This window comes from Vibrio sp. Vf1514, assembly GCF_052076135.1.
In the GTDB taxonomy this organism is placed as follows: Bacteria; Pseudomonadota; Gammaproteobacteria; order Enterobacterales; family Vibrionaceae; genus Vibrio; species Vibrio furnissii.
In genome coordinates this window covers 104,742-129,972 of the sequence record NZ_CP197268.1, presented here as the reverse complement: position 1 = coordinate 129,972, position 25,231 = coordinate 104,742, and the positions used below count along the sequence as shown (strand labels likewise).

24 protein-coding genes are annotated in these 25,231 nt (G+C 51.1%); 12 read left to right on the top strand and 12 right to left on the bottom strand.

Annotation, left to right across the window (positions count from 1 at the left end):
- Positions 1-6: 6 nt before the first annotated feature.
- Positions 7-1,650: a cytochrome c oxidase subunit I gene (gene ctaD / locus ACS18Q_RS15395; RefSeq protein ID WP_014257938.1), complete on the bottom strand. Its 1,644-nt coding sequence runs from the start codon at positions 1,648-1,650 to the stop codon at positions 7-9.
- The gene (gene coxB / locus ACS18Q_RS15390; RefSeq protein WP_441258203.1) at positions 1,647-2,789 is read right to left on the bottom strand and encodes a cytochrome c oxidase subunit II; all 1,143 of its coding nucleotides are present in this window, start codon (positions 2,787-2,789) and stop codon (positions 1,647-1,649) included. The genes ctaD and coxB overlap by 4 nt, the downstream gene beginning before the upstream one ends.
- Positions 2,790-3,130: 341 nt before the next feature.
- Between coxB and ACS18Q_RS15385 the strand changes: the two genes are divergently transcribed.
- Positions 3,131-4,837, top strand: a complete 1,707-nt coding sequence (locus ACS18Q_RS15385) for a phospho-sugar mutase (RefSeq protein WP_441257932.1) — start codon at positions 3,131-3,133, stop codon at positions 4,835-4,837.
- 72 nt (positions 4,838-4,909) lie between these two features.
- Here ACS18Q_RS15385 and ACS18Q_RS15380 read toward each other — a convergent pair whose 3' ends face one another.
- Entirely contained in the window at positions 4,910-5,953 is a 1,044-nt protein-coding gene (locus tag ACS18Q_RS15380) for an alkene reductase (protein WP_014257935.1), read from the bottom strand.
- Between the two features lie 151 nt (positions 5,954-6,104).
- Between ACS18Q_RS15380 and ACS18Q_RS15375 the strand changes: the two genes are divergently transcribed.
- Complete coding sequence (locus ACS18Q_RS15375; protein WP_038151732.1) at positions 6,105-6,683, top strand: TetR/AcrR family transcriptional regulator; 579 nt, start codon at positions 6,105-6,107, stop codon at positions 6,681-6,683.
- A gap of 71 nt (positions 6,684-6,754) precedes the next feature.
- Here ACS18Q_RS15375 and ACS18Q_RS15370 read toward each other — a convergent pair whose 3' ends face one another.
- Complete coding sequence (locus ACS18Q_RS15370; protein ID WP_004727273.1) at positions 6,755-7,387, bottom strand: LysE family translocator; 633 nt, start codon at positions 7,385-7,387, stop codon at positions 6,755-6,757.
- Positions 7,388-7,575: 188 nt separating this feature from the next.
- Between ACS18Q_RS15370 and ACS18Q_RS15365 the strand changes: the two genes are divergently transcribed.
- The 3 genes from ACS18Q_RS15365 (at position 7,576) to ACS18Q_RS15355 (ending at position 9,608) form a co-directional block, all read left to right on the top strand.
- Positions 7,576-8,412, top strand: a complete 837-nt coding sequence (locus ACS18Q_RS15365) for an AraC family transcriptional regulator (protein ID WP_038152265.1) — start codon at positions 7,576-7,578, stop codon at positions 8,410-8,412.
- A gap of 156 nt (positions 8,413-8,568) precedes the next feature.
- Positions 8,569-9,291 carry an AzlC family ABC transporter permease gene (locus tag ACS18Q_RS15360; protein WP_038151734.1) on the top strand — a complete coding sequence of 241 codons (723 nt, stop codon included), beginning with the start codon at positions 8,569-8,571 and terminating at the stop codon, positions 9,289-9,291.
- Positions 9,288-9,608, top strand: coding sequence for an AzlD domain-containing protein (locus ACS18Q_RS15355; protein ID WP_004727277.1), 321 nt, complete (start codon positions 9,288-9,290; stop codon positions 9,606-9,608). The genes ACS18Q_RS15360 and ACS18Q_RS15355 overlap by 4 nt, the downstream gene beginning before the upstream one ends.
- Before the next feature lie 31 nt (positions 9,609-9,639).
- Here the strand turns inward: ACS18Q_RS15355 and ACS18Q_RS15350 are convergent, their stop codons facing one another.
- Positions 9,640-10,254: a fumarylacetoacetate hydrolase family protein gene (locus tag ACS18Q_RS15350; protein ID WP_441257931.1), complete on the bottom strand. Its 615-nt coding sequence runs from the start codon at positions 10,252-10,254 to the stop codon at positions 9,640-9,642.
- A 104-nt stretch (positions 10,255-10,358) separates the two neighbouring features.
- Positions 10,359-10,835 (bottom strand): MarR family winged helix-turn-helix transcriptional regulator, encoded by a 477-nt coding sequence (locus ACS18Q_RS15345; protein WP_004727279.1) that lies wholly within the window; start codon positions 10,833-10,835, stop codon positions 10,359-10,361.
- Positions 10,836-10,958: 123 nt separating this feature from the next.
- On the opposite strand from ACS18Q_RS15345, the gene ACS18Q_RS15340 reads away from it, so the two are divergent.
- The 3 genes from ACS18Q_RS15340 (at position 10,959) to ACS18Q_RS15330 (ending at position 13,737) form a co-directional block, all read left to right on the top strand.
- Entirely contained in the window at positions 10,959-11,384 is a 426-nt protein-coding gene (locus ACS18Q_RS15340) for an organic hydroperoxide resistance protein (protein ID WP_441257930.1), read from the top strand.
- 175 nt (positions 11,385-11,559) lie between these two features.
- Positions 11,560-12,534 (top strand): porin, encoded by a 975-nt coding sequence (locus ACS18Q_RS15335; protein ID WP_441257929.1) that lies wholly within the window; start codon positions 11,560-11,562, stop codon positions 12,532-12,534.
- A gap of 588 nt (positions 12,535-13,122) precedes the next feature.
- Positions 13,123-13,737: a glutaredoxin gene (locus tag ACS18Q_RS15330; protein ID WP_441257928.1), complete on the top strand. Its 615-nt coding sequence runs from the start codon at positions 13,123-13,125 to the stop codon at positions 13,735-13,737.
- A gap of 67 nt (positions 13,738-13,804) precedes the next feature.
- Here ACS18Q_RS15330 and ACS18Q_RS15325 read toward each other — a convergent pair whose 3' ends face one another.
- From ACS18Q_RS15325 to ACS18Q_RS15315, 3 genes are all read right to left on the bottom strand, one after another.
- Entirely contained in the window at positions 13,805-13,939 is a 135-nt protein-coding gene (locus tag ACS18Q_RS15325; RefSeq protein WP_004727284.1) for a hypothetical protein, read from the bottom strand.
- A 109-nt stretch (positions 13,940-14,048) separates the two neighbouring features.
- A complete protein-coding gene (locus ACS18Q_RS15320) occupies positions 14,049-14,399 on the bottom strand; it encodes a hypothetical protein (RefSeq protein ID WP_004727285.1) in 351 nt (116 codons plus the stop codon).
- Positions 14,400-14,488: 89 nt separating this feature from the next.
- Positions 14,489-15,694, bottom strand: a complete 1,206-nt coding sequence (locus ACS18Q_RS15315) for a multidrug effflux MFS transporter (protein WP_038151738.1) — start codon at positions 15,692-15,694, stop codon at positions 14,489-14,491.
- Positions 15,695-15,781: 87 nt separating this feature from the next.
- Between ACS18Q_RS15315 and ACS18Q_RS15310 the strand changes: the two genes are divergently transcribed.
- Complete coding sequence (locus ACS18Q_RS15310; protein ID WP_004727287.1) at positions 15,782-16,678, top strand: LysR family transcriptional regulator; 897 nt, start codon at positions 15,782-15,784, stop codon at positions 16,676-16,678.
- 213 nt (positions 16,679-16,891) lie between these two features.
- Positions 16,892-18,724, top strand: a complete 1,833-nt coding sequence (locus ACS18Q_RS15305) for a putative bifunctional diguanylate cyclase/phosphodiesterase (protein WP_041943293.1) — start codon at positions 16,892-16,894, stop codon at positions 18,722-18,724.
- Positions 18,725-18,752: 28 nt separating this feature from the next.
- Here ACS18Q_RS15305 and ACS18Q_RS15300 read toward each other — a convergent pair whose 3' ends face one another.
- The 3 genes from ACS18Q_RS15300 to ACS18Q_RS15290 all read right to left on the bottom strand — a co-directional run bounded on the left by ACS18Q_RS15300 (position 18,753) and on the right by ACS18Q_RS15290 (position 21,325).
- Positions 18,753-20,066: a peptidoglycan DD-metalloendopeptidase family protein gene (locus ACS18Q_RS15300; RefSeq protein ID WP_086027305.1), complete on the bottom strand. Its 1,314-nt coding sequence runs from the start codon at positions 20,064-20,066 to the stop codon at positions 18,753-18,755.
- A 176-nt stretch (positions 20,067-20,242) separates the two neighbouring features.
- Entirely contained in the window at positions 20,243-20,542 is a 300-nt protein-coding gene (locus ACS18Q_RS15295) for an isoamylase early set domain-containing protein (protein ID WP_004727290.1), read from the bottom strand.
- 156 nt (positions 20,543-20,698) lie between these two features.
- Complete coding sequence (locus tag ACS18Q_RS15290; protein ID WP_055464921.1) at positions 20,699-21,325, bottom strand: hypothetical protein; 627 nt, start codon at positions 21,323-21,325, stop codon at positions 20,699-20,701.
- A gap of 319 nt (positions 21,326-21,644) precedes the next feature.
- On the opposite strand from ACS18Q_RS15290, the gene ACS18Q_RS15285 reads away from it, so the two are divergent.
- Together ACS18Q_RS15285 and ACS18Q_RS15280 are read left to right on the top strand one after the other, a co-directional pair.
- Positions 21,645-23,321, top strand: a complete 1,677-nt coding sequence (locus tag ACS18Q_RS15285) for a SulP family inorganic anion transporter (RefSeq protein WP_441257927.1) — start codon at positions 21,645-21,647, stop codon at positions 23,319-23,321.
- Between the two features lie 376 nt (positions 23,322-23,697).
- Positions 23,698-25,077: a YjiH family protein gene (locus ACS18Q_RS15280; protein ID WP_014257923.1), complete on the top strand. Its 1,380-nt coding sequence runs from the start codon at positions 23,698-23,700 to the stop codon at positions 25,075-25,077.
- Positions 25,078-25,231 lie beyond the last annotated feature (154 nt).

Below are 25,231 nucleotides of genomic sequence, written 5' to 3'. Positions count from 1 at the left end.
CACCTCCTATTCGTCCACTTTGGGTGGGGTTGAAAAGGTGTGATGCGGTGCGGGGCTCGGCACCGTCCATTCCAACCCTTCGGCACGCTCCCACGGTTTCGCAGCGGCAGGCTCGCCACCGCGAACACATTTAATCACCAACCACAAGAAGATCAGTTGAGACAGACCAAACGCAAAGCCGCCAATGGAGACAATCTGGTTCACATCCGCAAACTGAATCGCGTAATCGGGAATTCGACGCGGCATGCCCGCCAACCCTAAGAAATGCATCGGGAAAAACAATACATTGACCGAAATGACCGAGCACCAAAAATGCCAGCGGCTCAGGCGTTCGTCATACATGTGTCCGGTCCATTTGGGCAGCCAGTAATACGCCGCGGCCATGATGGAGAACACCGCGCCGGAAACCAGCACGTAATGGAAATGTGCCACCACAAAATAGGTGTCGTGATACTGGAAGTCCGCTGGCACAATCGCCAACATCAGGCCAGAGAAACCGCCGATGGTGAACAAGACAATGAAAGCGATCGCAAACAGCATCGGCGTTTCAAAGGTTAACGACCCTCGCCACATGGTCGCCACCCAGTTAAACACTTTCACCCCAGTGGGCACTGCGATCAACATGGTGCAGTACATGAAAAAGAGCTCGGCAAACACGGGCATACCGGTCGTGAACATGTGGTGCGCCCACACCAGAAACGACAAAATCGCGATGCTACTGGTCGCGTAGACCATTGAGTGATAGCCAAAGAGCTTCTTGCCGCTAAATGCAGGAATGATCGCCGAAATGATACCGAACGACGGCAAAATCATGATGTACACTTCTGGATGACCAAAGAACCAGAAAATGTGTTGGAACATCACCGGATCGCCGCCCCCCGCCGCATCGAAGAAGCTAGTACCGAAGTACTTATCGGTCAGCACCATGGTGACCGCACCCGCGAGCACCGGCATCACCGCGATTAACAAAAACGCGGTGATCAGCCACGTCCAGACAAACATCGGCAGCTTAAACCACGTCATGCCAGGCGCGCGCATGTTCACGATCGTCACGATGACGTTGATCGCCCCCATGATGGAGCTGATGCCCATAATATGGACGGAGAACACAAACAGCGCGGTGCTGTCCGGCCCATAGGTGGTAGAGAGCGGCGCGTAGAAGGTCCAACCAAAATTAGGGCCGCCCCCTTCGGTAAACAGTGACGACAACAGAATCAAAAAGGCAAACGGCAGAATCCAGAAACTGAGGTTGTTCATGCGCGGCAACGCCATGTCCGGCGCGCCGATCATCAGTGGGATCATCCAGTTCGCCAAGCCCGTGAAAGCCGGCATCACCGCACCAAAGACCATGATCAGCCCATGCACGGTGGTCATCTGGTTGAAAAACTCCGGCTCGACCAATTGCAAGCCCGGTTGAAACAGCTCCGCACGAATCACCATCGCCATCGCGCCACCAATCAAAAACATGCTGAAACTGAACCACAGATAAAGGGTGCCGATGTCTTTGTGATTGGTAGAATAGAGCCAGCGAGTCAGCCCTTTGGGCGGACCGTGATGTTCGTGTTCATCCAGCGCCAGCGTGCTGTGTGCGCGGCTAAGTTCCGCATCCGTTACCGGAGCCGATTTGGATTGTTCGGTGGACGGTTTCATTGCCCCTCCTTGCCACTGGCTTGTGCCTGAATTTTAAACGCATTGATGTCTGACGCCTGCACGGCATCGCCGGTGTTATTCCCCCACGCATTCCGCTCATAGGTGATAACCGCCGCCAACTCTTTCTCGCTCAATTGGTTGCCAAAGGCTTGCATCGCAGTGCCCGCTTTCCCCTCCACTACGATGGCAATGTGGTGCTGCACATCACCGGTGGTCACTGGGCTGCCTTTCATCGCCGGGAACGCGCCCGGAATCCCAAGCCCTGTTGGCTGGTGACACACAGCGCAGCGGTCGAGGTAGACTTTTTCGCCCAGCGTCATCAGTTCTTCAAGCGACATCGAGCTTTGCAGCGCTTTTTCGGCTTCCTGTTTTGCCAGCGCAACTTCGGCTTTTTTGTCGCTCAACCACTGGTCATACTCGTCTTCGGCCATCGCTTGCACCACAATCGGCATAAAGCCATGCGCTCGGCCACACAGCTCAGCACACTGGCCGCGATAAACGCCCGGCTCATCAATGCGCGTCCACGCTTCATTAATAAAACCGGGAATGGTGTCTTTTTTCACTGCAAAGGCAGGCACCCACCACGAGTGAATCACATCATCAGAGGTGAGCAGAAAACGGATTTTGCGATGCACCGGCACCACCAGCGGCTGGTCCACTTCTAACAAGTAGTGCGCGCCTTTGGCTTCAATGCCGTCAATTTGCTTTTGAGACGTGGCAAGTAGGCTGTAGAACGCCACATCTTCATCGAAATAGCTGTAGTGCCATTTCCACTGTGAACCGGTGATTTTGATGGTTAAGTCCGATTGAGAGGTGTCTTCCATTGCCACCAGCGTTTTAGTGGCCGGAATGGCCATCGCCACCAAAATGACAATCGGAATAATGGTCCAGATGATTTCGACTTTGGTACTTTCATGGAAATGCGCGGCCACCGCCCCTTTGGATTTGCGGTGCTTATATATGGCGTAGAACATCGCCCCAAACACCACGAGTGCAATGGCGACACAGATGTAGAAAATCAGCATATGGAGGTGATACACCTGGCCACTGATTTCGGTGACACCGGGGGTCATGTTCAGTGATCGTTCAGCAGAAATCGCTGGAGCCGCAAAGCCAATCAATATCAGATCGGTCCACAGCCACAGATTGGTCACAAATCTTCTCAAGAGATCTCTCCTCTGCTCAGCCGCACGGCATGTGCGTCTCTGGATGGGCTCCGTGTGAACAGCGAATTCGACACTAGTTGTTATATTTATGTTAACTAAGGCTAGTTAGTGATTTGCGTTTGTTCAAGAAACAAACAATAAAGTCGTGAGGGAGATAAGTGTCTGAAAATTTGTCCTAAGATTGGAGAAGGCGAAGACGTCAACGGACGTGCTACAAAAGCGTGGACGCGTAAAAGTTTAGCGATTGCGCCCTCATAATCGAGAATAAATATCACTTACACTAATAACTCAATGCACAAAATAAGGTGACAACCATGATGCAACAAGTCACGCAATGGTTAGCGAAAGATCCCGATCCAAGAACCCGCGAAGAGCTTCAAGCGCTGATTGATGCGCAGAACCTCGACGAACTGCAGGAGCGATTTAAATCCCGACTGGAATTCGGTACCGCTGGCCTGCGTGGAAAAGTCGGCTGCGGCCCCAACCGAATGAACCGCTTGGTGATTCAAGAAACGGCAGCCGGACTCGGAGAATACCTCATCAAACAAGTCGACAATGCCAAAATGCGTGGTGTGGTCATTGGCTATGATGGTCGCCCAGATTCGCAGCAATTTGCCCACGATACCGCCGCTGTGCTGACCTCACTCGGCATCAAAGTTTACCTGACTTACAAAGTTGCCCCGACCCCAGTGGTGGCATTCGGCGTAAAACACTTCAATGCGGCGGCCGCCGTCGTGGTAACCGCCAGTCACAACCCGCCAGAATACAATGGCTTTAAAGTGTACTGGGAAAACGGCGCGCAGATCATTCCCCCGCACGATTCCGGTATTGCTGGCGAAATCGACATCGCAGCGCAGCGCGCGGTGCCATTAATGGCTTTAGACGATGCCCATCAAGTTGGTTTATTGGAGTGGCTGGACGACGCCTACTACCAAACGTACCGCAAAACCATCGACAGCAGCCCGCTGTTGAATAACCACACCAACCCGCAGGCGGTGACCATTGCCTACACCGCAATGCATGGCGTGGGTGCAGACATGGCTGAAACCCTGCTGCACGACGCAGGCTTTAAAAACGTGCTGAGCGTCAAAGAGCAACGTGAACCGGATGGCACGTTCCCGACCGTGAACTTCCCCAACCCGGAAGAAGCCGGCGCAATGGACATGGTGATTGCACTCGCCGACTCTATCGACGCTGAACTGGCGTGTGCCAACGACCCAGATGCCGACCGCTTTGCCGTGGCTGTGCGCAAACCCGATGGCCACTACCAAATGTTGACAGGCGATCAGGTCGGCTCGCTGTTTGGTCATTACTTACTGAGCAAAACCAACGCCAGCAAACAATTGGTGGGGAATACCATCGTCTCCTCAAGCCTGCTGGGCAAAATCGCAACAGCACATGGGGCGAAATATTATCAAACGCTGACCGGCTTTAAGTGGCTGACCAACATCGCCATGCAACAGCAAAGCGAACAACATCAATTCCTGTTCGCTTACGAAGAGGCGCTGGGCTACACCGTGGGTAATGCGGTGTGGGATAAAGATGGCCTGTCGGCGATGGTGGCGTTTGCCCAATTGGCGGCCGAGTTGTACGACCAAGGCAAAACCATTTGGGATCAATTGGAAGCCATTTATCGTCAACACGGTTTGTATGTCACCGCGCAGCGCAGCATCGCGCTCGACCCAGCCGCGCCGCCAGTCGGCGATCGCCTACGCAGCGAACCGCCGCATGAAATTGCCGGCAAAGCGGTCCTCAGCACCGATGATCTGAAGCATGCGGTACGTCGTTTTAAAGATGGCACCACCGAAAGCATCGACCTGCCAAGCAGTGACGTGTTGATTTATCACCTCGATGGCGGCGCGCGCGTGATTGTTCGTCCATCCGGTACCGAACCCAAACTGAAATGCTACTACGAAGTGGTGGGCAGCTTTGCCGACAACGAAAGCTTCGAGAGTGCGCAAGCTCGTGCGGATGAACAGATGGCGCTGCTGATCAGCGAACACCAAACCAGTCTGGCCTAACGCAAGACCACGCAAAAAGCCCCGCTAAAGCGGGGCTTTTTATTGCAATGAATTCGCGCTTAACCAGTGAACTTACACCAGTTCAGCCAGCATGCTTTCATCGTATGCTTTAACTGCCTGACCATCACGCACCAGCGACACGTAATTCGGGTTGGCGATGAACGCACGGCCAATCGCCAGCAATTCAAACAGGCCTTGTTCAATTGCTTGAGCGCCAGTTTCTGCGGTGAAACCACCCACCGCCATCAGCGTTTTCGAGTAATGCTGACGCATGTATTCCGACACTTTCCCGCCGAGGTAATCGAATTCCATGCTGTCATCAAACATGCCTTCGTGCAGGTACGCCAGTTCGCGTTGTTCCAGCTCGGCCAGCAGGTAATCAAACACCGCGCGGTCACGTGGATCTGGGCTGATGTGCGCATACGCCCCCGGAGACAAACGTAAACCAGTGCGATAGCCACCGATGCGTTCAATGATGGCATCAATCACAGCCAGCGGGAAACGGGCCATGTTCTCTGGCGTTTGGCCAAATTCATCCTCACGCAGGTTGGTGTCGTAGTGCAGGAACTGGTCGAGCAGATAACCGTTCGCGCCGTGAATCTCGACGCCATCAAACCCAGCCACAATCGCGTTTTCTGCCGCGACGGCGTAGTCTTCAATCAGTTGGGCAATCTCTTCTTTTGTTGCAGCTTTGGGTACGGTGTAAGTGAGGTCACGGCGACGTGGCACCGTGCCTTCAAACGCGACAGCCGACGGAGCGAGTACATATTCGCCGTCAAAAAATGCTGGGTGTGCAACTCGGCCCGTGTGCCACAACTGGGCAAAAATTTTCCCGCCACGCTCATGCACGGCCGCGGTCACTTTCTTCCAGCCTTCCACTTGCTCAGCAGAAAACAGCCCCGGCGTGCTTGGGTAACCCTGACCGTCTGGGCGAATGATGGTCGCCTCAGAGATAATCAAGCCCGCATCAGCGCGGCGCGCGTAGTACGCCGCCATTTCATCGGTCGGCACCAAGCCTTCACCCGCCATACAACGAGTCAGTGGCGCCATGACAATTCGGTTATTCAGTGTGATCTGGTCATTCAGTGGATAAGGTTGAAACAGTAAATCGGTCATCGCAAAGTCCTTGCATCTATTCAATGGGCTTATGCTAGATCAAACTTGAACGATCATTCAAGATATATTTTGAATGATCGTTCAAGAAATTTTGTCAGGGTGACGAAATCAGCGTAGAATTGCGCCGAGATAACCAAGTTAGAGAAGCGATGTGCGCGTAGCGGAATTTGACAGAGAGCAGGTATTGCGCTCTGCGATGTACGAATTTATGTCGAAGGGATTCAATAAAACCAGCATGCAAGACCTCAAAAGAGCCACTGGTCTGCATCCGGGTTCCATTTATTGTGCCTTTGAGAATAAACGCGGCTTATTGCTGGCAGCCCTGGCACATTACGCCTGCGAGCGTACCGAAGAGTTCAACGCCATTTTTGCCGCGCAGCCTACCGTGATGGCCGGGTTGAAAAGCTACTTCTGCATGGTGGTGGATGAATGCGCTCGTGAAGAGATTAAAGATTGCTTGCTGCAAAAAGCCTTGAGTGAGTTGTCTCAGCAGGATGATGAAGTGGAGCAAGTGATTCGCGACACGCTGAATATTTGGAAACTCGGTTTGCTGGCGCAACTCAAACTCGCGCAGCAGCGCGCTGAAATCCACCCAGATGCGGACTGTGAATTCCTAGCAGAATATTTGGTGATGGGCATTTACGGCTTGCGTTCATTTGCGCACACCAAACCCAAAAAAGAATTGCTATGCAAAATGGCCGATCAATTACTCTCGACCATTCAGGCGTAAGTTCAAGCCGCCATTCAGAAACGAAAAAGGCACCCTTCGGTGCCTTTTGTTGTTGAACGCGGGGTACGCCATTAACGCAGTAAGTCGCTCAGCATCCACAGTGCCAACACAAAGAAAATCAGCCCCATCAATTTGTGCTGATAGGTACGAAACTTCGCGTTCTCCAGCAGCGATTGACCAAACAACCCCACCGCCCCCACCAGCAGCAAATTAAACAGCAAACCGCACACATTGAGCAGAAGCCCCAGCGCCAACATTTGTTCGCCCGAGGACGCGGCAATATTGCTCGACACAAACTGCGGCAGAAACATCACAAAGAACACCAATGCTTTTGGATTGAGCAAGTTGCTCACCAAGGCACGCTGATAAAAAGTGCTCGCCATCGTATGGCGGCCATCCAACGCCGGCGCTTGCGCGGCATTGGCACGCATGCAATCGAACCCCATTTTGAGCAAGTACGCACCGCCCAACAGGTGCAATGCTTGCAGCGCCATCGGGCTCATGGCAATCAGTGCCGACACGCCCAGCGCCGCCAACAGCGTCAGAATAATTCCGGAAGTGGCGTTACCTAAGCTGGCAAACACCCCCACTTTTCGTCCGTAGCTGAGGCTTGAACTGGCAATCAGCAACATATCTGGCCCCGGCAATAACAGGAGTGCCACCACCGCGGTAAGATAGACTGGCAAAATAGCAAAGTCGATCATAGTAATATTTCATAGGAATCAGGAAGCGGCGGATTTTATATCAACATTCAAGATCAATCCAATACCATCCTCCAATTAACCAAAGATAATTGGTTAATGATTTTATATTCAATCACATGAGCAATTTTGTACAAAAAGCGAAGGACAGTTTGAAGTACACTGGAAAGCCGTTGAGCGAAGAGTGGATTATGGATAAACAACGCGCCCCAAGAGCAAAGGAAAGTGCCAAGTTTCAGGTGGCCGATGAACTCGGCGGTATTGAGCTGCTCGACGCCCAGTATGAAACCCAAAACTTCTCGCGTCATAGTCACGAAGGGTACACCATCGGTGTGATTGAACGTGGCGCGCAACGTTTCTACCGCACGGGCGGCAATCACGTTGCGCCGCAAGACAGCATCATTCTGGTCAATGCCGATGAAGTCCATACCGGTCACTCTGCTGTTGAAGGCGGCTGGGCGTACAAAGCCATGTATCCGGTTCCTGAGCAGTTTGAGGCAATTTCGCGTGAGCTGGGTAACAGCGGCTACGGTACGCCTTACTTTCCCGAAGCCGTGGTGCACGACCCGGAACTCGCCAGCCAATTTCGCTTAGTGTTTGATACGCTTGAAAAATCAGACAACCGCTTGCTGCGTGAGACCTTGGTGTACGCCAGTTTGGTCAAATTGATGGCGCGCCACGGGAAAACACCGCCGAAGCCCGTTGAAATGTCGAAAGCGCAGCAGCAATTGACGTTGGTGAAAACGTTTCTGGATGATTTTCCGCAGGCAGACGTTTCGCTAGAGGAACTGGCAAAACTGGCGGGGATCAGCCCGTTTCACTTGGTGCGTGCGTTTCAAAAGCAGTTTGGCTTTCCACCCCATGCTTACCAGATTCAAGCCCGGCTGCGTTACGCTCGCACGCTGCTCAAAGCGGGCCATTCGATTTCAGATACCGCGCAGGAATGTGGCTTTCACGACCAAAGCCATCTTCATCGTCACTTTAAAAAGGCGATGGGCATTACCCCCAAACAATACGTGCAGCATTAAGCGCTCGCGCCGTCGTCATCCGAGCAACTTTGTACAAGTATTTGCCTTCTTGCTGTGGTGTGATGACCTGAGCCGTCGCAGCGCCAAGGTCATCGCCGCACACGGCCGCTTTACTTCCGTTGCGGATCCCGTCAGCATTCACCACAGGACGATTTTATGAGTAGTACCGTTTTGTCACAGCCTTCTTATACCGATTCCAAATCCCGCCTGTTTTGGCAGGGAACTGTCGCCATGCTGCCGCTGAGCGTGGCCGTATTGCCTTGGGGCTTACTGGCCGGCTCATTTGCCATTGATGCGGGGCTGACGCCATTTGAAAGCCAATCGCTTTCGATGATTTTGTTTGCTGGTTCGGCACAATTGGTGGCCACCGGCATGATCAAAGCCGGGGCTGGCCTCATGACCATGCTGATCACCACGTTGTTTATCACTTCACGCCATTTTCTCTACAGCGTGTCGATGCGCAGCAAAATCAGCCCGCTGCCCACCCGTTGGCGTTTGGCGTTGGGTTTTCTGTTAACGGACGAGCTGTTCGCGCTGTGCGGCCAGCAAAGTGACAAGCAGTTCAACCGTTGGTATGCCTTGGGCGCCGGGCTCAGTTTCTACTTGGTGTGGAACCTGGCAACCTTGGTTGGCATTGTCGCAGGTAGCTACATTCCCGCACTCAATGAACTGGGGTTGGAATTTGCTGTGGCCGCAACCTTCATTGCGATTGTGGTGCCAAACATTCAAAGCTTGCCCGTGGTGGTTTCGGTGCTGGTCGCTCTGCTGCTCTCCGTCGGCCTGACCGTGATGCATGTTGACGGCAGCCTGATGATTGCCAGTATTGGCGCGATGGTGGCCGGTTACGCCACCGAACGACTACAAGGAGGAAAAGCATGATCATGCTCTCGATTTTCGCGATGACCGCGCTGGTGTTCATGAGTCGTTATCTGTTTCTGGAACCCAAACTGCCGCTGCGGTTAAGCCCGAGTTTGCAGCGCTTGCTGAGCTATTCAGGCCCCGCCGTGCTGACGGCCATCTGGGCGCCGATTGTGTTCACACATGAACAATCGCTGTGGCTGGAAAGCACCAATCCCTACATTTGGGCGGCGCTGCTGGCAGGGCTGCTCGCTTGGCGCACCAAAAATATTCTATTGACCACCGTGGTCAGTATGGCGGTATTTTTGCTACTCAATTTGGTGGTATTCAGCGCCTGAGCTGCGTTGATTTAAAAGAAAAAAGGCTAGCCTATTCGGCTAGCCATTCAATTTCGAGCAGGACGTGGTCGCCGCATTTCAATCGCCCGAGGAATACATCCCCTGCATGCACGACCCCAACGCCTTGCGGCGTACCCGTCATGACGATGTCCCCGTCAATTAGCGTGGTGTAAGACTGCAGCTCTTGCAGAATCATCGCCGGATTGAACATCATTTGTGCCACGCCGCCACACTGCACACGCACACAGTTAATGAAGAGTTCCAGCGACAACTGTTCCACATCGAGACCATCGAGCGACACGAAACGGCTGAACACCGCGGAACCATCAAACGCTTTGGCGCGCTCCCACGGCAGTTGCTTTTGTTTGAGTTGTGATTGCAGTTCACGCTTGGTCAGATCCAATCCGAGTCCGACGCCCACGTACTGGCCGTTTTCCACCACAAAACAGATTTCCGTTTCGTAATGCAGCGGTTCGTCATGAAAGGCGCGTAACGTGCTGGAAATGCTGCTATTGGGTTTGTTAAACACCACCATCTGATCAGGCATGGCGTTATTCAACTCTTTGACATGTTCCACGTAGTTGCGTCCAACACACAACACTTTGGACGGTGTGACCTGTTGCTCTTCGAAACGAACCGTCTTCATAGCTCTTCCTTGAATGATAATTGAGCGCAAAGTGTATCGTATCTCAGTCCATCGCCAACAAAATTAGCGTGCGCGATGTCAAAATTCTGATCCTTGGCAAACTCTTATCCGTTGAGCTTCCCCACCACCTTTTCACACAGTTGTTTGAGCATCACCAGTTCATCTAAGTCGAGATCAAACTTGCACACCATGGATTTGGGCACCGCAAGCGCCTGCTCGCGTAACGCCGTGCCTCGCTCAGTGAGCCACAACTCGCGAGCGCGCTCATCGGTCACGCTGCGTCGGCGCTCCACCAGCCCTTTACTTTCTAGGCGTTTGAGCAGCGGCGTCAACGTACCGGAATCTAAGTGCAATTTTTCACCCAACGTTTTCACGCTGATGGCGTTTTGCTGCCACAACACCATCATCACCAGATACTGCGGATAAGTCAGATCAAGCGCATCCAACAACGGGCGATACGCACGCACCACCGCGTTTGCGGCACTATAGAGCGGAAAGCAGAGTTGGTTATCGAGCAGCAACAGCTCGTCATCAGGGATCGGAAATGGGGTCTGGGAAGGGACACAACGGCTCATGTTCATCACTCACAATTAAATTGTGCACAATATACTTGCATTCTATCTCAAGATCGATTTAAGATTGCAAACAATTAGATTGCACACAACTTAATTTTACACAAAGTAACCCCTTCAAGGAGCAACATCATGAGTACGCTATACACAACAAAAGCAACTGCACTGGCTGGCCGTAACGGTAAAGTTTCTACAGATGACGGACTCCTGTCACTGGAACTGAGCTATCCAAAAGAGATGGGCGGTACAGGCGCGGCGACGAATCCGGAACAACTCTTTGCAGCAGGGTATTCGGCCTGTTTCTCTAACGCGATTCTGCACGTGGCGCGCGAAGCCAAAGTCGCACTGAAATCAGCCCCCGTGACTGCGGAAGTCGGCATTGGCCCGAACACGAACGGCGGCTTTGCCCTGACGGTGAATTTGGCAGCGACGCTGGATCTGCCAGACGCACAAGCGGTTGAGCTGGTGAAAACCGCGCATCAGGTGTGCCCTTATTCAAACGCAACGCGCGGCAATATCGCCGTGGGTGTAATTGCCAACGGTGTCAAAATCGCTTAATTCGATTCCTCTTTGTACACAAGCCTGCCCATTGGCGGGCTTTTCATTTTTCTTCAACAAAAACAAAACTTAAACGTCACAATCTAGAAATCAAACCGTCATTTAAAAAACCTACCTTACTCTCAACCAAACGAAAGAGCATCGAAGCTCGTAAACTATGAATAAGGTAATAACAATGAAACAAGCAGCAGTAGCAAGCGCGATTTTCGCAGCACTAGTTTCTGGTTCAGCAATGGCAGCAACAGTGTATAAAGCAGATGGTACAGAACTGAAAGTCGGTGGTCGTGTTGAGTTCCGCGGTGACTTCATTGGGACAGATGATGGCGCCGAAATTGAAGGCACCATGGAAGACAGCACACGTGCTCGCCTGAATCTGAAAGGCACCACTGAACTTGCTGATGACCTGACAGGTTTTGCTTTCTACGAAGCAGAGCAAAAAACAGGTAAATCTGAATTCAAAAACCGTTACATGTATGCCGGTTTCGGCACCAGCATGGGCGATTTGTCTTTCGGTAAGCAAGACATGGCTGCAGTACAAATCTCAGACATGACAGATATTACTGAATTCTCGGGCAACCAACAGTACATCGACTCTGCGTCTGACAAAACAGACAGCGTGATCGCTTACCGCGGTCAATTCGATGCGCTGAACCTACAAGCCACTTATTCTGCGAACAGCGAAAAAGACGCTGACCTATACGGCATCTCTGCGCTTTATGCGCTGCCATTCGGTTTGGATCTCGGCGCGGCCTACTCAGCGGGTGACAACGGCACAGGTAACGGTCAGCAAAACCAAGTGCTGTTCGGTGCAGGCTACACGCTGGATGCACTTTACCTTGCTGCGACTTACTCGTTCGGTGACCTAGATGACGACGCCAACCAAGAGTTCAAAGCACTGGAACTGGCAGCGGCTTACAAATTTACCAAGCAATTTACGCTGAAAGCGCTGTACGCGAAAACCGAAGACAAAGATTCTGGCACAAAAACAGACACCGCTGATTTCTTCGAGCTGGCTGGCTACTACAAGTTCAACTCAAACCTGAGCACTTACGTGGCTTACAAGCTGAACAATCTGGATGACGTTGTGGTTGACGGTCTGGAAACGCAAAGCGAAGACACAATGCGTCTGGGCTTGAAATACGCATTCTAAAACGTTCCTCTTGACTCCCGAGGAAACTGTCCTGATTGGCCAAGCATTGCTTGGCCTTTTTTTATGGCGTCAATGGATGGCGTGCGTTGCACCACATCACAGCAGCCTGCCCCATCGCGACGCATCTGGGTGAGCAGCTGTCCCACAGGAAAAATGGGTAAACTATTGATTTTAAAGGAATGAAAAAGTTGGCACGCTGCCTGCATTATATACATTACAAATGCAGGCAGCGTTTGTGCTTCTTTTCAGTGATATGGCAGAAATCACTGGTCACTTCATGTTCTTTGACCTCCCTCTGGGAGGTCTTTTTTTTTTGCGCTGCTGATGCAACGTCTGGCCAATAGCATAGTCGCTTTCCATTGCTCATGATTTGAGCACCATCAATGTTTTCGAATTCTCTCCCCCACACCGCACATTGGTTTCAATCGCGTTCACGCGTATGATGCGTGCACCGTATTGCTCCCCCTCACCTGATGGCGGCGCATCCGTTGCGTGGATGACGCATGGAAACAAAAAAGACGCCACGTGAAATAAAAGCGACGTAAAACCTTTCCTATGCTGTAAGAACATCATTTTTGAGGAACTGATATGGCAACGCCGATCAACGTCACTCTCTATCGCTGGGCGGGTCAATTCGGCCCGTTAAAGGTCAAAATCCCCTGCGGTGAGTGCACTCTGACCAAAGACATCTTGCTCGATGCGTTCAGCCATGAGCTGGCAGGCATTCCGATTGAATTGGAAGTCAAAGACTGGCTCACGCATTGGTGGGAGCCGCTGCGTCATGGCGCTTGGCATGCGCCGATTGTGATTGTGGAAGGACATGTCGTCAGCCAAGGCGAAGCGCTCAATCGTGGCGCGCTGGTGCAATCCGTCATTCAAGCCTGGGCTCCCAGACAGCCGATCAGCGGAAATATCGTGTTTGGAAAAGCCAATTGCCCTTACTGCACCAAGGCCAAACGCCTGTTGCAATCGGCAGGCATTGATTACGACGACCGAGATGTGGTGAAAGACAGCGCCGCGTTATATCGCATGATCCCTGCCGTGAAAGCCATTATCGGCGAGAAAACACCCGTGACCGTGCCACAAATCTGGCTCGATGGTGAATATATCGGGGGCTGTGATGCATTGGAGGCGTGGTTAAAAACCCATCCGCACAAGTTGAATGCAAACAACGTGGTTGAACTCGGCGCCAACATTTCGTAATTTTCTTTCAGAAAAGCAAAAGGCCTCAAGCGCAATACTTGAGGCCTTTTTAATTCTTTAAGGCGACTTACTTAGTCATTTTCTTCCACATGGTTTTGATGAAAGATTTTTTCTTTGGCTGAGCTTTGCCGTAAAGCGCTTCGTGCATCATCTGTTTTGCGATGATTTGGCCAACGTATGCAGCACCTAAATCGTTACCCATGATACTCTCCTACACTTGATTGTAATTTAACTACCTTTTGCAGTTAATATAGCATCAAATTGGATTATAACAAGACATGGGTCACAAATTTATGTAATTAATTTTCAGATTAGCTACGTTTTGGTTGCTTGTACGTTTTACCCGCCGCTTGATACGTGTCTTTGACTTTCACATCAAACATGATGTCGAAGAACCACGCGACAAATTTCACCACGTCATCCCCTTCGTTCATGATGTGCTCAACGTATTCCTGCTCAACACCCTGTTCGTCTGCTCGTACAGTGACATGATAAATACGCTGCTCTCCTTCGACATCAGCCAAGGCAAACTGGCCCGTCAGAGACTGCGCGGCTTCCGCAATATCGGCATCGTCACTGGCGCGCAGCATATCAAGCGCTTGTGGCAGGGCCGCTTGTGCGCACAGTTGCTTCACTAGCGCTTCAAATTCGTTCTGTTGCATGATCAATCCTCTCAGTAGCAGCGGCGGATTATACCCACAACCGGTGACAACTGCACTACAGACAATGCCAATGATGTCACTGCGTCAATTTAGGTCGAGGGCTGCGTCGACACATCGCGCTGCGCGGCCGACAAGATAAGCACCAACAACATGCTGGAACTAGTCGCGAGATAGAACCATCCCAGCGCCCCTTGGCTCGTCACACAATGTTCTACCAGAAATCCGCCGAGCACCCCGGCGATCACCATCTGAATCGACCCCGATAACGCAGAAACGGAACCCGCCTGCGTTTTATGTGGCGCAAGCAACATGGTAGTGGAAATCGGAAATGACATCCCTTGTGCCACCGTCAACCACGTGAACGCCCAGATCAGGTTGAAGACATTAAACGGCATCAACAGCAGCCAAACGCCAGCAAAAATCATAATGCCAATCGCTGCGCCAAGCAGTTGCCGCGATGAAAAATAACGATGGAAAATGTTGACCAACACACTCCCGGTGAGCAATCCCGCCGAGGGGATGATCATGATGCTGCCATATTCTGCCGCAGTCATGCCCAACTGCTTTTGCAATAGGAAAGGCAGCACAGACAACGTGACTAAGCTCGACAGGTAACTGATCCAGTTGTAGCTGGCGCTGCTTAGTACTTGCCAGTTGCGCAGCAGCGCCCAGTAATTGCCCACCACTTTGGTCGCTTCAAATCGCTTTTTCGCGTAGGGCAATGTTTCCGGCAGAATGAAATACCCCAGCGTAAAAATCGCGCTGATGTAGATCATCACGAAGGTAAACACGGATTGCCAACTCAAGTGGTACGTCATCCAACCGCCCACCACCGGCGCCACAATGGGCATGATGGAGGCCGTGATGGCAATGTACGACATCGCTTTGGTCAGATGCGGGCCATCGTAACTGTCTCGCAGCACGCTGCGCCCAAGCACCGACGCGCTGCCCGCCCCCAGGCCTTGCAACAATCGCCCCATTTCCAATGAACTAAAATGGTCGGAGAACGTCACGCACAAAATGGTGCCAAGCAGGTATATCCCCTGCCCTAGAATAAAAGTCGGACGACGTCCCACCGCATCAGACAGTGCGCCATAAAAGAGTTGTGAACCCCCAAAGCCAAGTAAGAACAAGGTAACCAGCATCTGGACACTGGCTTGATCGACCTGTAAATCTTGGCTAATCATTGGCAGTGCAGGCAAGTAAATGGCCACCCCAACTTGCCCGGTAGCGATGATCATCATCGCCAGCAGCATGGGTGTTTTTTTAAAGGAATGTTGTGCTTCTCTGTTCATAAGCGCAGTGTATATTGGTAACCTACACTTGATAATGACGCTTTCAGGAAATGAATTAGTTCCAAACCGGAACAAGCAGGAGAGACGATGGATTGGTTACAAAGCGCAAAAACTTACATTCGCGTGGTGGAAGAAGGCAGCTTTAATGGCGCCGCTCGTAAATTGAACACCACCAGCTCTGCGGTCAGTAAACGCATTCATTGGCTCGAAGAGCGCATCGGCGTGCAACTGCTAAAGCGCACCACGCGTTCGGTGACGCAAACCGAAGCCGGTGTGCTGTTTTACGAACGCGCCAAAGCGCAGCTGGAAAGCTGGCAATCCGTGCTTGATGAAACGCGCTCACTCAATCAAAGCCCGGCAGGCTTACTCAAGATTGGTGCCACGCTCGCTGTCGGTTCCAAGTTTCTGATGCAATATGTCGATGAGTTTCTGCAACACTACCCAGACATTCGCATTCAGCTCACCACCACCACGCCCGGCCAGTTGCCAGAGCTGCATCTCGATCTCTTTATTAGTCGCGAAATCGATCAGCTCAATTCGCTGAGCTTCAAAGCCACGCCCTTGTTTGTCCACAAAGCGGGCTTTTACGCGTCACCGCAGTATTTACAGCGCCATGGCACACCATCGACGTTGCACGATCTGACGCAGCACAACGTGCTGTGCTGGGGCGAGCAAACCAGTCGCGAAGTCAAAACCAACAACCATAAACGCCTGACCTTATCGGGCAACTTCGCCACCACCAACCCAGAAGCGCTGTTTTATGCGGGCAAATGCGGCATGGGGATTGTGGTGTCCAATCACGTGATGCTGAAAGAAGAGCTGAAACAACGCACCTTGGTGCGCATTCTGCCAGACATCACCATCGATCAAGCCACGGTGTTTGCTTACTATCCCAAGCTCGATTACCAACACACGCGCACGCACCTGTTTCTCAACTTCCTCAAAGAGAAATTAGCGCACTCACAAGATGGCGATAGCGCATAAACCGTACGATATGTTTGATGTACAAGAAAGTACCAATGTTATGTCGCCGAATAACCCATTGTTCTAGAAAGCCATTCTTGGCTATACACCTAAAGTCGTAAGGACCCTCGGTGGAAAAAACCAGCACAATCTACCATAGTAACAAAATGCATATTATGAGATCTGTTCCTTAGTTCTCGGCATACAGATCAATCACAACGTGAGTGCTGGATTATGACTACAACATCACTGGCTAGAGATGCAGTTAGTCTGGATACAATCAATGAGTTAATTTTGTTGGACGGGAAAGCGTTGCTGGACCGGGCCACCTACGTGCTGCATACCCACTTCAACTCCTTTTGTACCTGCATCATTGAACTCGATAAATCCCATTACAAGGCTCATACGATCGCTTACGTCGCGGATCGTGAGCTGAAAGAGGGGGTTTGCTATCAGATGAAAGGCACGCCCTGCGAACAAGTCTCGAAATCAAAGCAGGAGTATTGCCTGTTTCCCTCCCAGGTCACCAAGATTTTTCCGTACGACGATTTTCTCAATGATCACCACATTGAAGCGTACATCGGCATTCCCCTGCGCAGCAAAAGTGGCGAAGTGCTGGGGATCTTGATCTCCACATTCACCACAGCCGTCCACGATGAAGACCCGGTGATCGAGTACCATCGCATTCTGGCACGCATCATCGTCCACAGCTTGCGTAATAAATGGCTGTCGGAGCGCTCGGAAAGCTTGGTCAATCAACTGAGTTACGAAGTCTCACACGACAACCTGACCAATTTGATGAACCGGAACTACCTGTCAGACAAGTTGGAACGCTTGGTTGAAACCAGCAGCGAACCGTTTACGTTGGCTTATCTCGACATTGATAACTTTAAATCAATCAATGACTTGTACGGCCATTACATCGGCGACCAAATCATCAAATTCGTCGCCAACTCCATTTTGCAGTGCGTGCGTGAAGAAAACCTCACCTTTCGTATCGCAGGGGACGAATTTGCCTTCATCACCTTCTCTAACGACCCATTGAAGATCTGCCGTGCGATTCTCGATAAACTTGACCAAGGTTATTTTGACCCGTCGCACCGCATCAAAGTCGGGTTGAGCATTGGCATCGCCAAAAAATCGCACGAACCGATCACCGCAGACCAATTGATTCTTAACGCCAGCCTCGCACTCAAAGACTGTAAGCAGAGTCGCAGCAGTCAAATTCGCTGCTACGACACCCATTTGAGCAGCCAGTATCACCGTCGCACTCAGGTGATTGATGCGCTGCGCAGCGAGCTGGATAAAACCACGATGGCCGATTCTGAAATCTACGTGGTGGTGCAACCCATTGTTCATCGTCGCCAAAAAGAGTGGCACTATTTTGAAGTGCTGGCGCGCTGGAATAGCGCTTCATTGGGCTTTGTCTCGCCCATGGAATTCATTGACGCGGCGGAACAATCGGGGCTGATCATTGAGTTGGGTGAGAAAATTGTCGAACTGGCGTGCCAAGCCAAAGCGGACTTGGAACGCCAATTTGGCTACAAGGTCAAACTCGGCCTCAACTGTTCCGCCCACGAGCTGACCAATTCAACCCGTTACCTGACTCACTTGATGCAAACGCTCAACCAATACGGATTCGAGCCGCGAGAATTCACCATTGAGCTGACCGAAACCGTGCTGCTGTCGCAAACCACGGAAGTGAAATATATCCTCGATAAACTGCGCGAACTCGGTTTCACCGTGGCATTGGATGATTTTGGTACCGGCTATTCGAGTTTGAATTATATTCACAGCTACCCGATCGACTGCATCAAGATTGATGCGACCTTCATTCGCAATATGCTGTGCAATGAAACGGCAGAACGCGTGGTGTGGCTCATCATTCAGTTGGCCAAACAGTTGAATGTGGACTTGATTGCGGAAGGGGTCGAGAGCCAAGAAGCGCTCGATAAGCTCTATGCGATGGGGTGTGACCAGATCCAAGGTTACTTCTTTGCCAAACCCGAAACGCCAGTCAAAATTGTGCAGCAATGGTTGGCACTTCAGCAGCCGCGCCGCGCATAAAAAAGGCCCTGAAAACAGGGCCTTTCGTTTAACTTTCTGGCGTTGCCTGTGCGTTGGTCGACGCCAGCAATCCTTCTTGGTGAGCCAGCATTCTGTCTAGCTCGTTGCGACGGGCGGTGAAGTTCGCCATGTCTTTCTTCGGCACCGAATTGGCCATAGGGATATTGGCCTTCATCGCATCCACCGGACGACCGCGCACGATCAACTCATAGTGAATGTGTGGGCCGGTCACTCGACCGGTTGCGCCAGACAGACCAATCCGCTGGCCGCGCGACACTTTCTGCCCTTTACTCACCAGAATTTTGCTCAGGTGCAAGTAACGCGTCATGTAAGTGCTGCCGTGCTGAATCACCACGTAATTGCCCGCATACGGGTGATTTCGTGTCATTACCACCACACCATCACCGGTCGAAACCACGGGGGTTCCGGTTGGTGCCGCGAAATCCGTACCGTTGTGCGGCGCAATGCGCCCGGTCACCGGATGACGACGGTTCGGATCAAAGCCCGATGACAGACGCCATTTCCCCGTGGTGGGGTAACGCTGGAATGCGCGCTGCAGACTTTCACCGTTTTTGTCGTAATACTGACCATCTTTATACAGATACGCCGTCACATCATTGCTGCGGCTGAAAATCTTAATGGCTTGAATTTCGCTATTTCCCGTCAGTTGATCACCGACGAATTGACGCGACAGCACCACTTCAAAGCGGTCGCCGGCGCGAACATCACGCACGAAATTAATTTTATCTTTCAGTAGCGTCACAATCTGATCAATATCTGAACTGCCCAACCCCAGTTGGTTCGCTGACTGTGAGAAACTGCCCTGAATTTCACCAATCAGCGGATATTCTTTCCATGTACCCGGGATTTTGACATCCTTGAACTCAAAACTGCCATCGTCCGTTCGCACATACACCGCGCGTTCAACCAAGCTGAACTTCAGCTCCATTTTCGCCAATGAACGTCCGTCTTGACTACGCCAAAAACGAAGCACGTTACCAGGCTTGAGGGTGTCGAGCGCGAGGTAGTTTAAGTCGGTTTCCATAATCTTCATCAGTTCTTGGTAGCTAAAGCCCAACTGATTGAAGATCGTGCTCAGATTATCGCCAGATTTAATCTCATACTCGTAATCCGGGTACGATTGTCGCGGTTCGGTCGTTTCCGACAGAATCGACTCCACGATGTGCGATTCAGGAATCGACAATTCAATTTTACGTGGGTACGACGGATTGCTGAGTGAGGATGAGAGGGCTGCCACTGCCAGTAGAGGTAAACCTACAACTGTTGCTTTCTTACGCTTTGAGAGCTCGGAAAATCGCAAAAATAGAGACTTGGGTAGCACAATCTAACCTGTGGATAATGTTAAAAGAGGTCAAAGAGTAAGACTTTCTTATCAAATTGTCACCTGTGATATGTCAAAGAACCATTAAAAAAGGCACCAAAGTGCCTTAATTTTTAATAAATATGCAACTTAAGCAAGCACTTAACTTGCTAACCGGTCAATTTTGACCATTCGGTTCATTGAGAGGTCTTAACCAGACAATTATCCTCACCAAATCCATTCGGAATGTATTGGTCAGCATGGGAATCGTTCACCCACTCTTGCGCATCGAGCAAGTAGCGGAACTGAAATTCAGCGTCTTTGGGTAAGCGAGTTTTGAACTTAAACGTGCTGCTCTTGGCCACTTTCTTCATCGGCTCCGGTTGCCAGTTCAGAAAATCGGCGACAATTTCAACTTTCGAGGCCTGTGGTGGCACATCCAGTTCAAATGTCACTTCCACCTCATCTTTGGTTTTAAAGAAACGCTTGATAATCATGATAAAACTCCGTTTTGGTATGAATTCATTCAGCTTGGCAGATTATAATAAACCTGGTGCACATGCTCAAATCGAACCACATACTGATTAACAGCGTTATCTCAACGAAAATACCGTCCTGACGCCTTCTCAACCCGTTGCCCTAGCAAGTGCAGATCATTGTTGAATTAATTGATATTTCTGCGATATCAGAAATAGTATAGACACAAATTTTGTCGGTGTATTTGCAAACGCTTCCCCCGCCTCATGCGTAAGAAGTGACACATTCAGTTGCGCATTTTCTTGTGTAACAGATTGTATCTCAACCCGATCGCCCAGCCATTCGCTGCTCACCATCACCATGCGCAGACGCAATTCATCGTACTGAAACAGTGCCAGATAGCTCATCACACCGGAGCCCTGATTCGACACCCGAATGATGCCCGCGTAACCACGGCGCTGCTCTTGGCCTTTCACGGCCACCAGCGAATGCGTATCAAGCGCCACTTGCCCCCGTTCACTGCCCGAATCGTAATCCCCCATCACCCAACGCTGCGTCTCGTCCCAACGATCCAACAGCGCAAAGCTGACCGTTTCGGGGACCGGAATCGTCAGCGGCGTGGTGACATGGAGATCAAACAGACGCGCCACAATGGGGTCCGCTTTTAATGGTTGAGCAGGAAATTTCGACAGAATTTGCTCATCAGACAGTGAAAACCGGTATACCCCCGCGGCCACCACTAACACCAACAGCACCAGCGGCGTTAGTAAAATCAAAGGAATCGGAAGCCAACTTTTTCTCATGTTATGTCCGTTACAACTGACTAAAAGGGGCCGCACTATACCTTAATCATCACCTGAAGCGGACCATCACTTTGGCAGAATGTGCCCCATCCTATGTTTTCAGTCGCCTATTCTGATAATTGAATCACAACATAAGTAACACCGAGGTAAATCAACGGATAAATCAAGGTTAATGTACTGATATTTCACATATTTAATAATCATGCATTACAATATCCCACTCATCAGGTTAGTGATATGGATCCCACTTTACAGGGACCAAAATGAGCGTAGAATCCACCGGGTTTCCAATTCCCTATCGTTAATAAGGTAATCGTTTATGTTTGCCATCTATGAATCCTATAAAGCGGGTTTACTTAAGCCAAAACAATGGATCACCAATATCAGCGCAGGATTGATCGTTGGGGTCGTGGCGCTGCCACTGGCGATGGCATTTGCCATTGCATCTGGAGTGAAACCAGAACAAGGCATTTATACCGCGATTATTGCCGGTATCATCGTGTCCCTGTTTGGGGGATCACGTGTGCAAATCGCCGGCCCAACGGGCGCGTTCATCGTCATTCTTGCCGGCATCGTGGCGCAATACGGTGTGGCCGGTTTGCAAATTGCCACCATGATGGCCGGGGTCATTCTTCTGATCCTCGGTGTTGCCAAACTGGGCAGCATCATTCGTTATATTCCAGCGCCGGTGATTGTCGGCTTTACCAGTGGTATCGGTGTCATCATCTGGGTCGGTCAATGGCAAGAATTCTTTGGTTTACCGGCCATTCACGGTGAACACTTTCACCAAAAGCTGATCGCCATTTTTCATGCGTTCCCACAGTTTGATCTCACCACCACGCTGCTTGCGGTGTTCTCTTTGGCGCTGGTGATTGGCGGTCCGAAAATTCCAAAACTGAATAAAATTCCAGGCCCACTGCTGGCTTTGGTGGTCGTGACCTCACTGCAATACACCATTGGTTTCGATGGCGTACGCACCATTGGTTCTGCGTTTGGCGGGATTCCACAAGGGTTACCCAAACTGGCGATTCCTGACATCACCTTCTCACAGATCATTCAGTTGATTGGCCCTGCGTTTGCGATTGCAATGCTGGGCGCGATTGAGTCGCTGTTGTCGGCCGTCGTGGCCGATGGCATGGCTGGCACCAAGCACAACTCCAACCAAGAGCTGGTTGGTCAGGGTTTAGCGAACATCGTCGCACCTCTGTTTGGCGGTATCGCAGCAACGGGCGCCATTGCGCGGACGGCAACCAACATTCGTAATGGTGGGAACAGCCCGATTGCGGGTGTGGTACACGCTGCGACCTTGGTCATCATTTTGCTGGCACTTGCGCCACTGGCCGTCAACATTCCGCTGGCAACGTTAAGCGCCATCTTATTTGTGGTAGCGTGGAACATGAGTGAAGCACCTCACTTTATTAAGCTAGTAAAACGCGCACCAAAAGCGGATGTGGTGATTTTGCTGCTGACGTTCGGCCTGACCGTGTTTGCTGATTTAGTGGTGGCCGTGAACATTGGGGTCATCATTGCGATTTTACACTTCGTCAAACGGATGGCATCCAGCGTGGAAGTGAAAGCCAGTACTTCCCACGACTTGGGTAGTGAGCTGCGCACACACAACTTGTCGCAACTACCACGTGAAATTGCCGTTTACGCGCTGGAAGGCCCCTTCTTCTTTGCGGCTGCTGAAACGTTTGAGCGGGTGATTAGCACCATTCAAGAGACACCGGAAATCCTTATTATCCGCTTGAAATGGGTGCCGTTTATGGATATCACCGGTTTACAGGCGCTGGAAGAGATCATTGAGAGCTTCCAGAAGAAAAACGTTAAAGTGCTGATTTCCGGCGCGAACCCTCGCGTCACTCAGAAACTACGCCGCGCGGGCATCGTTCAACTGGTGGGTGAATACCACTTCTATGGCGAGTTTGAAGCCGCGCTGAGCGCCAGCTTGGCGGAAATTGAAAGCCGTCAGAGCGCTGAACTGCCCGCCTCATAACGTTGCATTAATTATCCATCCCTCATAAAGCCCTTGAGTTCACAACTTGAGGGCTTTTTTCTGTCCGTTTTGTCGATAAAACCGCCACTCCTGTTTTCTCTCTTCATAAAAGCCGACGACTCTGTGCCCGCGATCACACAAAGAACACAAAGCGTTTTAAACAAATAATTAACCAGTGTAACAATGGCAAAACAAATCACTATGATTTGCACATCTCGCAGTGCAATGGAATGAATACTTAGCCCTTTTTAATGAATAGTATTGCAGAGCCATTAAAAACTGGATATTCTTGCACGCATGAGTAAATACGGATGTTTAGTGAATTAATATGCCAGGGATTTGGATTTAATTGACTAGTAGTCACACGAGAGAAGTAATGCAAGATAATGCTCAAACCTTAGAATCCCCGGCAGAGACGAACACTTCCGGCAGTTTTTGGATGTTCTTGATCCCGTCACTGGTCGGGGTCTTTCTATTTATGGCGCCAATCAGCTACGACGGTTCATTGACCATCCCCGTGGCCATTCTGGCGAAATCCATCCAAGCGCTGTTTGGTGACAGCCTGGTCGCGATCGTGACCGCCATCATCGCATTTATGTCGGTTGCCTCCGTTTTGACTAAAGTTTTCAAACCGGCATTCATCACGCAAAGTGGCTTTTTAAACAGCCTGTTTAACCCAACTTGGGTCTGGTTGCTGGTGCGTGTGATTGGTGGTGCAGCGGTGATCATGACATTCTTCCAAATCGGTCCAAAAGCGATTTGGGAAGAGAACACCGGGGGTTTGGTGTTGGAAGGCCTTCTCCCAACCCTATTCTCTGTGTTCATTTTTGCAGGCCTGCTGCTGCCGCTGCTGCTGAACTTTGGTTTGTTGGAACTCATGGGCGCGCTGCTGAGTAAAGTAATGCGTCCGCTGTTTAACCTGCCCGGTCGCAGTGCGATTGACTGTGTTGCGTCATGGCTTGGCGATGGCAGTGTCGGTATTCTGCTGACCAGCAAACAGTACGAAGACAAATTCTACACGCAGCGTGAAGCGGCGGTGGTCGGCACCACTTTCTCTGCGGTCTCCATCACCTTCAGTTTGGTCGTGATTGCGCAAGTTGAGCTTGAGCACCTGTTCCTGCCGTTCTACGCAGCGATCTGTTTGGCAGGTTTTGTCGCGGCGATCATTATTCCGCGTCTGCCCCCACTCAGCTGGAAGAAAGACACCTACATCGATGGCAGCAAGCCAAACCCAGATCAAGATGCCGTGCCAGAAGGCCACTCCTCTTTCTCTTGGGGGATGGAACTGGCGTTGACCAAAGCGGGCAAAGTAGACTGCCTGAAATCCGTATTTGGTGAAGGCATTCGTAACGCCGTTGACATGGTATTCGGCGTACTGCCGGTGGTGATGGGCTTGGGAACCATGGCGCTGGTCGTGGCAGAATACACACCGGTCTTCTCGGTGCTGGGCCAACCGTTTGTGCCTTACCTTGAGCTGCTGGGTGTACCCGAAGCGGTCCAAGCATCACAAACCATGGTGGTTGGTTTTGCAGATATGTTCATTCCATCGATTCTGGCCGCGTCAATCGACAATGAAATGACCCGATTTGTTGTGGCAGCCATGTCGGTCACTCAGCTGATTTACATGTCAGAAGTGGGCGCGCTGATGTTGGGCAGCCGTATTCCAGTCAACATTCTGGAACTGTTCATCATCTTCATCGTACGCACGCTGATCACCCTGCCGGTGATTGTGGGTGTTGCCCACCTGATTTTCTAACCCATCGTTTGACGTCGCTCTCGACGCCACACGCGAAAAGGCTTCCACTGGGAAGCCTTTTCTTTGTTCGCTATCTGAACCAATCAGTTAAACTAATCATTTAGTCAATAATTCATTTCATTGCTCAAACTCTCGCCTTATACTTTAAACAGCA

Bases quoted from the DNA above. Each gene is read 5' to 3' on its own strand.
- ACS18Q_RS15385 (WP_441257932.1), top strand. From the start codon at position 3,131: ATGATGCAACAAGTCACGCAATGGTTAGCGAAAGATCCCGATCCAAGA.
- ACS18Q_RS15370 (WP_004727273.1), bottom strand. From the start codon at position 7,387: ATGATCGACTTTGCTATTTTGCCAGTCTATCTTACCGCGGTGGTGGCA.
- ACS18Q_RS15310 (WP_004727287.1), top strand. From the start codon at position 15,782: ATGGATTGGTTACAAAGCGCAAAAACTTACATTCGCGTGGTGGAAGAA.
- ACS18Q_RS15335 (WP_441257929.1), top strand. From the start codon at position 11,560: ATGAAACAAGCAGCAGTAGCAAGCGCGATTTTCGCAGCACTAGTTTCT.
- ACS18Q_RS15325 (WP_004727284.1), bottom strand. From the start codon at position 13,939: ATGGGTAACGATTTAGGTGCTGCATACGTTGGCCAAATCATCGCAAAA.
- ACS18Q_RS15380 (WP_014257935.1), bottom strand. From the start codon at position 5,953: ATGACCGATTTACTGTTTCAACCTTATCCACTGAATGACCAGATCACA.
- ACS18Q_RS15345 (WP_004727279.1), bottom strand. From the start codon at position 10,835: ATGAACATGAGCCGTTGTGTCCCTTCCCAGACCCCATTTCCGATCCCT.
- ACS18Q_RS15280 (WP_014257923.1), top strand. From the start codon at position 23,698: ATGCAAGATAATGCTCAAACCTTAGAATCCCCGGCAGAGACGAACACT.
- ACS18Q_RS15330 (WP_441257928.1), top strand. From the start codon at position 13,123: ATGGCAACGCCGATCAACGTCACTCTCTATCGCTGGGCGGGTCAATTC.
- ACS18Q_RS15360 (WP_038151734.1), top strand. From the start codon at position 8,569: ATGAGTAGTACCGTTTTGTCACAGCCTTCTTATACCGATTCCAAATCC.
- ACS18Q_RS15305 (WP_041943293.1), top strand. From the start codon at position 16,892: ATGACTACAACATCACTGGCTAGAGATGCAGTTAGTCTGGATACAATC.
- ACS18Q_RS15290 (WP_055464921.1), bottom strand. From the start codon at position 21,325: ATGAGAAAAAGTTGGCTTCCGATTCCTTTGATTTTACTAACGCCGCTG.
- ACS18Q_RS15355 (WP_004727277.1), top strand. From the start codon at position 9,288: ATGATCATGCTCTCGATTTTCGCGATGACCGCGCTGGTGTTCATGAGT.
- ACS18Q_RS15285 (WP_441257927.1), top strand. From the start codon at position 21,645: ATGTTTGCCATCTATGAATCCTATAAAGCGGGTTTACTTAAGCCAAAA.
- ACS18Q_RS15315 (WP_038151738.1), bottom strand. From the start codon at position 15,694: ATGAACAGAGAAGCACAACATTCCTTTAAAAAAACACCCATGCTGCTG.
- ACS18Q_RS15350 (WP_441257931.1), bottom strand. From the start codon at position 10,254: ATGAAGACGGTTCGTTTCGAAGAGCAACAGGTCACACCGTCCAAAGTG.
- ctaD (WP_014257938.1), bottom strand. From the start codon at position 1,650: ATGAAACCGTCCACCGAACAATCCAAATCGGCTCCGGTAACGGATGCG.
- ACS18Q_RS15295 (WP_004727290.1), bottom strand. From the start codon at position 20,542: ATGATTATCAAGCGTTTCTTTAAAACCAAAGATGAGGTGGAAGTGACA.
- ACS18Q_RS15320 (WP_004727285.1), bottom strand. From the start codon at position 14,399: ATGCAACAGAACGAATTTGAAGCGCTAGTGAAGCAACTGTGCGCACAA.
- ACS18Q_RS15365 (WP_038152265.1), top strand. From the start codon at position 7,576: ATGGATAAACAACGCGCCCCAAGAGCAAAGGAAAGTGCCAAGTTTCAG.
- ACS18Q_RS15340 (WP_441257930.1), top strand. From the start codon at position 10,959: ATGAGTACGCTATACACAACAAAAGCAACTGCACTGGCTGGCCGTAAC.